The sequence below is a fragment of the Paraburkholderia atlantica genome (genome assembly GCF_009362785.1).
Taxonomy (GTDB): Bacteria; Pseudomonadota; Gammaproteobacteria; order Burkholderiales; family Burkholderiaceae; genus Paraburkholderia; species Paraburkholderia atlantica.
On record NZ_WHNQ01000100.1, the window covers coordinates 1 to 7,527 of the forward strand.

The window sequence follows — 7,527 nt, forward strand, 5'->3', positions numbered from 1 at the left end:
ATGCGACAAGACGGACTTCAGCGGCACCAGCAGCAAGCCTGGCGCGTGACGCGTCCGCATCGGTTCCACAAGGCAGTTCGCTTAGTACAACAAACTCCTCGCGATCAACGTAGTGCACCCAGAAATCGGCAAGGCGACGGTCGCCGTTGATCAGTACATAGCCGGGTCGTTCGCAGAAGGTGATCACCTTCGGATCCGCCTCGAGCAGTAACCATTGTGCGAGCGATGCTCGCCGGTAGAACATGACGCGGCGCGCGAGCTTGGGGCTGAAGGCTTCGAATCGGTGTGCGCCGCGCGGCCGGCCAAGCGCGATTGGCTGGGCTATGTGAAGGGTATCCGTCATGAGATCGCCTTCCTACGAACGGGATTCGAAGTGTAGGAGGCGAGTTGACAAATTTAATACGGACATATGCGAGTTGACACTTTTATGCCGATTCAAAGGGAAATAAAAGTGTCAACACGGACGCGTTCCGCCCCGCGGTTACTGGCGAGAGCAGGTGACAGATTTATTACGTTCTACGTCAGTCGCCTTCTCAAAGTAGCGGCGCGCAGCGGCCTTGTCTCGACGGGCACGCAGCAGGAAATCGACTGTGTTGCCCTGCTTGTCGACAGCGCGGTACAAATACTTCCATTGGCCTTTGACCTTGACGTACGTCTCGTCCATCCTCCAGCTCTTGCCCACCGGGCGCTTGTGGCGGCGAAACGCCTTCTCAAACAGCGGTACGAGCTTGATACCCCAGCGGTGCACGCTCGAATGGTCGACCTCGATGCCTCGCTCTGCCATCATCTCCTCGAGATTTCGCAGGCTCAACGAGTAAGCCACATACCAGCGTACGCACAGCAGGATCACGTCCAACGGATAGTGCAGTCGCTTGAGAACTTTGGCGATGCCCGGAGGCAACGTCGCGCGTGGTGTCTTCTTCGTCTGGCCCATGCTGTTCGTCATTCAGGATCGAACGCAAATTTTAACCCGGCACCTTGGCGCGACAGAACCCTTCAGGGGGTGGGACGCGTTCATTTCTTTCGCTCCTTTGCCGTGGAAGTCACGACTTCTCCACTTTGGCATAAACCCCTCGGGCGCAGCGGGAGTCGTCCATCACATGAGAGCCCTTCTGGCCGCCGGGTGGGAGCTTCCTTGCGGATTACGCAGAACCGGTCGTCGTAGACGAAGCCGTCGACGCCTGTCGTTTTGCAATATCGGTAGAGGTCGCTCGTGCGGTTGATGAATCCAGTGCCGTTGAAGTTCAGCGACGTGTTGCACAGCACACCCGAGCCGGTCCGAGCACTGAACTGCGTGAGCAGCGCGTGCATCCGTGGGTTCTGCTGCGTGTTCACGGTCTGTACACGCGCGGTGCCGTCAACGTGCGTGATAGCAGCTAGTTCGGGATTGCGCACTTTCTGAAAGTACAGCATGTGCGGCGAAGGACCTGTCCAGTCGAAGTGACGCGACACTTCTTCCTCCAGGCATATCGGCGCTACGGGACGGAACCCTTCGCGCTTCTTGATGCGGTTCAGGCGATCGCATGTCGATCGCGCGAACGGCGCGGCGAGAATCGAGCGGTTGCCGAGCGCGCGCGGGCCGATCTCGCACCGTCCCTGGGTCCACGCGACGATGTTGTCCTGTGCGAGATAGTCGGCGACGTGCCCCAGATCCAGCGAATAGGTATCGACGTCCGACATGTCCGGCTGATCATCAATGAACGCTCGGTCGCTATAGACGGACCACTCAAGCTTCGCGCGACCCGTGAACTCCCGCATCGCGTCGATGGCGGTCCCAATTGCGGAGCCTGTATCGTTCGTGCACGGTGGTACAAATACGTCCTCGAACAGTCTGCTGTTGCGCCACATCGTGTTCCAGTCACAGTTCAGCCCGCATCCTCCGGAAATCAACAGCGGATAGCCTTTCGTCAGATGCGCTTTTGCGTACAGATAGAAGCGGTTGAAGATCTCATCAGAGTAACGCTTCGCGAGCCGGGTGAAATCAGGATGCTGCAAGCCGATGTTGTAATACTTCGATTCGCGGAGATCGTCCTTCGACAGCGTCGCAAGGATGCTGTCGCGCTCCAGCAGAAAATCGGTGATCTCGCGCTCGTCGGGCGCCATTTCGCCAGATTTCCCGTACGCGCACAGCGCCATCAGTTTGCCCGGGTCCTCGTTGCGCAGCTTGCCCTTCGGCAACGTGAACGTAGGGTCCGCGAGCGCGTACAGAAAGGCGTACTTGCCACCCGGCGTGATCATCACGCGGCCGACATGATGCACGTCCAGTTTTTCGTCGACCAGATAGAAGTCGCCGAGCGCGCCTTCCCACGCGAGTACATAGCACGGCTTGCCCTGCTCGAAAGGCGACAGGCCATACCCGCACCAGATGTGCGAGCGTTCATGGCTGCTGCTGAAATAGTTTACGTTCGCACCGAACATCGTCGTGCGGTGATGTTGGACCGCCCCGCTTCCATGTCCGTAGTAGCCGGCGCCGATGGGCGCGTTCGCGGCAATCGCCCCCTTGCTCCAACCGCTCACGGCAAATACGTCCGGCATCGCGCCAAGCTGCTCGGCAGCAAACACGAACTGCGACGGATTGAACACCTCGTAGCGCCGAAAACTGTCCTTTTCCGGTTCGAACGACCATTCGAGCTTGCCGCTCGCAGCATCGACCAGCGCGATGGCCCCATCATGGCCTGGCTTCATAGCAAAAATCTTCACGGGACTCCTGTCCTTGTTGACATGGGGCGCTCACTGTCCCCGGATGAAATGAGCATCGCGGCGCCCCGTCGGTCGCGGAGGCGCCTTGCCAGCCTGCTCTGAGCGGCCAGCGAAGCGGATAGATCGAACTCTCCTGCTTCTTCTTTCTCTCCCGGAACAGCCTTCGGAACAACGCGGCAATGATCGCGAGCGGGCCAGCTGGCAAGTCGTTAAAGCACCTTGTTGGCAATCAAGCGTGCTACTTCGTCGTAGGGCGTTGTCAAGTTGGGTACTGTAGGTCAATGTCTCGGCACATGCATAGTAATCCGTATCAGTCAACCGTCTCAACCGGGTCTGAGACGGTCCAGCCATGCCATGTTGCGAGACGTTCTTTCAGGATAGCGCGATGACGAGCGGCGTTCATCTGATGTCTTGATAGCGCGAAGTGCTGACGGATCGGGCCGAAGCACGAAAGAAAGGCCTGCAAACCCGCACATCTGGCGTTCCCGCCTACGGGTCGGCTGGTGGCTGTTCTCGGCGCGGTTGTTTACGCGTGCGGCCGCTTTGACGAAAACGTGCTTTACCTGAGCAAGCTCAGGGATATCAGCCTTCGCCGCCAAATAACTGCGCAGTTGGTCGGTAACGATCTTGCGTGGCACCGGGTTTGAACGTACTACTGGTTGCAGGTTTTTCTCAGGTGTAAAAACAGGCGGAGAGTGAGCCGGGTAAAGGGATTCGAGCGGTTGTCGTCGAAGCGGCTAGAATCCATCGCTTTGATGATGGAAAATGGCCCAACGCCAAGCCCGACAAGGGATTCCGGTGGAATTGAGCGAAGTGCAATTCAACGAATTTGTCTTGACTCATTTACCACGGGGTCGTCGTGGCCCGCTGCCGCGACTGCCACTGTACAGGATCTTCAACTACATCCTGAAGGCTCTGTACCTTGGATGCCAGTGGCACATGCTGCCGATAGACAGGAATCAGCAGGGTCGACGCGAAATTCATCCGACCAGCATTTACCGGATCTTTCGTCGCTGGCAGGCGAGCGGATGTTTCGACGCGATATTTCTGGCGTCAGTGCGCCGGCTTCAGCAGGACCAGTTGCTCGATCTGTCGATCATTCACGGCGACGGCACAACGACTGCGGCAAAGAAAGGCGGCGACAATCTCGGTTTCAGCGGTCACAAAAGACTCAAGGGCTGCAAGATCGTGGCTTTCTGTGACCGGCGCTGCAACGTCATCGCACCGTTCGTGGTCGCACCCGCCAATCACAACGAATCGCCGATGTTACGCGAGGCATTGCCCACACTGATGAAGACCGCCCGCGAAGCAGGTCTGACACTACACGGCACCATCGTCAGCCTCGATGGCGCCTACGATTGCCGGGTGAATCGCAGGGCCATCTTCAATCGTGGCATGGTGCCCAACATCAACCCGAACCCGCGTGGCAGGAAAAGCGCCCAAACGCGGCCGCAAGGCGCTGTTCGAGCCGGCCATTTTTAAAGAGCGCTTCAACACCATTGAGCGGCTGTTCGGCTGGGAAGATAAGTTTCGCCGCCTGCTGTTGCGCTTCGAACGTCTCAGCGCTCTTCACTACGCGTTCAAGACACTCGCCTACACGATGATCAACCTGCGGCACTACTGTCGCAGCTAATCGAACGGCGTCGCCGCAGCTTTCAGATCCGGCGCAGTGCGCCATGATCCAGCTCACGTCAGCCTCGTAGAATCAATTTGCATTCCGTACGATATGAAAAAAACCCATCATGACCGATCAAATCAAAACCTGCAATCAGTAGGAGGAAATGATGGCCGAGCGGGGTATCGAGGTGGACCATTCGAGCGTGCACCGGTGGGTATCAAGCTGCTGCCGGTGTTTGAAAAAGCATTCCGCAAACGCAAACGGCCTGTCGGCAAGAGCTGGCGCGTCGATGAGACCTATGTCCAGGTCAAAGGCCATTGGAAATACTTGTACCGTGCCGTGGACATGGCGGGCAACACGGTGGATTTCCTGCTGCGCGCCCATCGGGACAAGGCCGCGGCGCGCCGCTACTTCGAGAAGGCGATTGAACAGAACGGCGAGCCCGAGACAATCACCGTGGACAGGAGTGGCGCCAATCTGGCTGCGCTTGAAGCGCTCAATGCCGAGCGTTTAACGCCGATCAAGGTCCGGCAAAACAAATACCTAAACAACGTCGTCAAGCAGGATCACCGTGCCATCAAACGCATCATCAAACCGATGATGGGCTTCAAGGATTTCCGGTGCGCGCGCATCATCCTTTCGGGCATCGAGGTGATGCACATGATCCGCAAAGGGCAGATGTGTGACGATGGCGTCGCCTCGACTGCAGCCGAACAATTCTATTCTCTCGTGATATAAGGCAATGCTGATCAAGTCCACCGTTCACGACTGTCACGCGTTATAGCGTGAGGAGGCAACGGCGAAAGCGAAAAACGATGAAGCAACTGACACTGGCGATGGCTGTCGATCAATGCGCGGGATTCGGGGCGCAGCGCAAACCTACGCGACGCGAAGCGTTTCTCGATGAAATGAACACGATCGTGCCATGGGCCCAGCTGTGCGCAGTGGTGGAGCCGTTTTATCCGAAACGCGGCAATGGTCGCCCGCCGATTGCGCTGGAGCGCATGTTGCGGATTCACTTTGTGCAGCACTGGTTCAATCTTGCCGACCTTGCATGCGAAGAGGCGCTGTACGACAGCCTCAGCCTGCGCCGTTTCGTTGGCATTTACCTTGGCAGCGAAACGGTTCCGGACGCTACCACGCTGCTCAAATTCCGGCATCTGCTGGAAGAGCACAAGCTGGGCGAGCGGATCTTCGCGGAAGTGGGCGCGGTGCTGCAGGCGCGGGGGGCAAAGCTCAAGAGCGGCACGATTGTCGACGCCACGCTGATCGGGGCACCCTCGTCGACGAAGAACAAGGAGAAGGCGCGTGACCCTGAAATGCATCAGACGCGCAAAGGCCAGCAGTGGCATTTCGGCATGAAACTCCATATCGGTGTCGACAGTCAGAGCGGGCTGGCTCATAGCGCGGTCGTGACGGCCGCCAACGTACACGACAAGCATCCGCTGCCACAACTGCTGCACGGTGAGGAGCAACGCGTCTACGGTGACAGCGCATACGCGAGTCAGAAAGCGCTGATTCACAGCAAGGCCCCGACGGCACGTGACTTCACCAACAAGCGCACGCGCCGCAAGGACGTCGTCGACGAAGTGGCGCGGCGCAAGAACCGCAACAAGTCGAAGATCCGTGCCCGGGTCGAGCATGTGTTCGCGGGTCGTGAAGCGGCTGTGGGGCTTCACGAAGGTTCGTTATCGCGGGCTGGCGAAAAACGCCAATCGCGCCTTCGTTGCGCTCGCGCTGGCCAATCTTTACATGTGGCGAGGGGCACAGGTGCGCCCGTAGAGGGCCAAAGACGGGCGAAAAGCCCGTGCAGAGCCCCTCAAGGGGCCCAACATGAGCAGGAATGCGCGCTTTTACGCCTGTTATTCGCGGTCTCGAAAGTTTACACATGTCTTGGTCGCAGCCCGTTGTGTTTACACGGCTTGATCAGCGCAGCCATAAGCAATCCTCTTCACCTTAGGCGCCTGATCGCCGCATCGTCCTTAACGCGACACAACCCATCTTATTACCCCGATCTTTCATCGACCTATCTATGCACCAACGCCCATTTGATCGCTTTCACTTGCCAGTTTCGCGATGACTCTCGCCGGGCAGCTCGGCGCCGTGCGCACGGATCGCGGCAATCAGCTCGGCCGGCGTGATCTCATAGCGCACCTCGCGCTGAGTCCCGGGTTTGCGCTGGTCGACGTCGATCAGGACCAGGCTTTTGCCGTCGGGCGCAGCTTCGAGTCGCACCGTGCGCCGCACGCTCGCGGTCAGCGCGTCGCTGTCAGTCAGCAGATGGACGGCGCCGTGCGCACCATTGTTGGGGGGTGTCATCGGACCAGGCTCCTGAAAAGACTCACCGGCGATACCTGCAAAAGCTCACCGTCCGTATCGGACGGCGCGTTCAGTCGAGGTCGAACAATGCCCGGTCTGCCGGCCGGGTGAGCGCCTCATCCATCATTTGCCGAAAGTCGGCTTCGTCCATTTCTCCGCGCTCAACTCGCCGCAAGACGGCCTCACCCACGAGCGCGAGCTTTCGTGCCTGGTCGGCTTTGCACTCCTTGTATGCCTTGCGGCGCGCCTTGTCGGAAGCTTTTCGTGCCTCTTTCAGGGCGTTCAGCTTTTGCTCCGTCGCCGCTAGACGGTCTTTCAGCAATGTCATCAGTTGCTCCTTACACGTCCAACCATTCTAATCGCACACCTTAACCGATTTGACACGCGCTATTGACACCGCAGCCCTTGATCTGCAGCAAGGAGCACCTTCATTACGTCCTTCTTGTCACACGCACCCTGTATCGTGCAGGAATAGGACATTCCGTGAGGAATAGGTAGCCATGCCGAAAATCGATGCAGGATCCCGTCCGGCGGCACTAGATGTGGTTCTGTTGCAGTAAGGCCCACGTTAAAATTGGGTAGCGAATTTTTGAGCCTCTGTTGAATTTCCAGTGGGTGGTATCGTCCCGGTTTCTGCATAATCAAGACGAAGGCAGGTCATGCACAGCAAGCTGTTCGAAGCCGCATTGGGTGTAAGTGATCCGTGGTTCGTGAGCGGCGTCGATTTCGACGCGGCCACCAAGCTGCTGACGATCCAGATCGACTTCACTGCCGGAAGCCGCTTCGCGCATCCTGAGGTGGCCGGCGCGCATCCCGTGCATGACACTATCGTCAAGCGTTACCGGCACCTGAACTTTTTCCAGCATGACTGCTACCTCGAAGTGCGCACG

Annotated in this window: 6 protein-coding genes and 5 pseudogenes; 5 read left to right on the forward strand and 6 right to left on the reverse strand. The window is 58.3% G+C overall.

The window, feature by feature from the left end:
• The 4 genes and pseudogenes from GCT19_RS40185 to GCT19_RS40200 form a co-directional block, all read right to left on the reverse strand.
• A pseudogene (locus GCT19_RS40185) lies at positions 1-343 on the reverse strand (hypothetical protein); the annotation flags it as partial.
• 165 nt (positions 344-508) lie between these two features.
• Positions 509-934, reverse strand: a pseudogene (locus GCT19_RS40190) (IS6 family transposase); the annotation flags it as partial.
• A gap of 80 nt (positions 935-1,014) precedes the next feature.
• Positions 1,015-2,685, reverse strand: coding sequence for a carbamoyltransferase C-terminal domain-containing protein (locus tag GCT19_RS40195; protein ID WP_018437566.1), 1,671 nt, complete (start codon positions 2,683-2,685; stop codon positions 1,015-1,017).
• 325 nt (positions 2,686-3,010) lie between these two features.
• A pseudogene (locus GCT19_RS40200) lies at positions 3,011-3,356 on the reverse strand (DDE-type integrase/transposase/recombinase); the annotation flags it as partial.
• Positions 3,357-3,465: 109 nt separating this feature from the next.
• Here GCT19_RS40200 and GCT19_RS44115 point away from each other — a divergent pair.
• The 4 genes and pseudogenes from GCT19_RS44115 (at position 3,466) to GCT19_RS40220 (ending at position 6,100) form a co-directional block, all read left to right on the forward strand.
• A complete protein-coding gene (locus GCT19_RS44115; RefSeq protein WP_051106807.1) occupies positions 3,466-4,182 on the forward strand; it encodes a transposase in 717 nt (238 codons plus the stop codon).
• Entirely contained in the window at positions 4,124-4,333 is a 210-nt protein-coding gene (locus tag GCT19_RS40210; protein WP_018437568.1) for a transposase, read from the forward strand. The genes GCT19_RS44115 and GCT19_RS40210 overlap by 59 nt, the downstream gene beginning before the upstream one ends.
• A 142-nt stretch (positions 4,334-4,475) precedes the next feature.
• Positions 4,476-5,056 (forward strand): annotated as a pseudogene (locus GCT19_RS40215) (IS6 family transposase); the annotation flags it as partial.
• 77 nt (positions 5,057-5,133) lie between these two features.
• Positions 5,134-6,100 (forward strand): IS5 family transposase gene (locus GCT19_RS40220; protein ID WP_227717806.1). Its coding sequence is split into 2 segments (ribosomal slippage): positions 5,134-5,967 and positions 5,969-6,100, totalling 966 coding nucleotides; the frame shifts between segments, so codons are not numbered across the junction.
• 276 nt (positions 6,101-6,376) lie between these two features.
• On the opposite strand, the gene GCT19_RS40225 is transcribed toward GCT19_RS40220, so the two are convergent.
• Together GCT19_RS40225 and GCT19_RS40230 are read right to left on the reverse strand one after the other, a co-directional pair.
• Positions 6,377-6,637: a hypothetical protein gene (locus tag GCT19_RS40225; protein WP_152854970.1), complete on the reverse strand. Its 261-nt coding sequence runs from the start codon at positions 6,635-6,637 to the stop codon at positions 6,377-6,379.
• Between the two features lie 70 nt (positions 6,638-6,707).
• The gene (locus tag GCT19_RS40230) at positions 6,708-6,965 is read right to left on the reverse strand and encodes a hypothetical protein (protein ID WP_152854971.1); all 258 of its coding nucleotides are present in this window, start codon (positions 6,963-6,965) and stop codon (positions 6,708-6,710) included.
• A gap of 331 nt (positions 6,966-7,296) precedes the next feature.
• Between GCT19_RS40230 and GCT19_RS40235 the strand changes: the two are divergent.
• Positions 7,297-7,527 (forward strand): annotated as a pseudogene (locus tag GCT19_RS40235) (ISL3 family transposase); the annotation flags it as partial.

Bases quoted from the DNA above. Each gene is read 5' to 3' on its own strand.
- GCT19_RS40195 (WP_018437566.1), bottom strand. From the start codon at position 2,685: ATGAAGCCAGGCCATGATGGGGCCATCGCGCTGGTCGATGCTGCGAGC.
- GCT19_RS44115 (WP_051106807.1), top strand. From the start codon at position 3,466: ATGGCCCAACGCCAAGCCCGACAAGGGATTCCGGTGGAATTGAGCGAA.
- GCT19_RS40225 (WP_152854970.1), bottom strand. From the start codon at position 6,637: ATGACACCCCCCAACAATGGTGCGCACGGCGCCGTCCATCTGCTGACT.
- GCT19_RS40230 (WP_152854971.1), bottom strand. From the start codon at position 6,965: ATGACATTGCTGAAAGACCGTCTAGCGGCGACGGAGCAAAAGCTGAAC.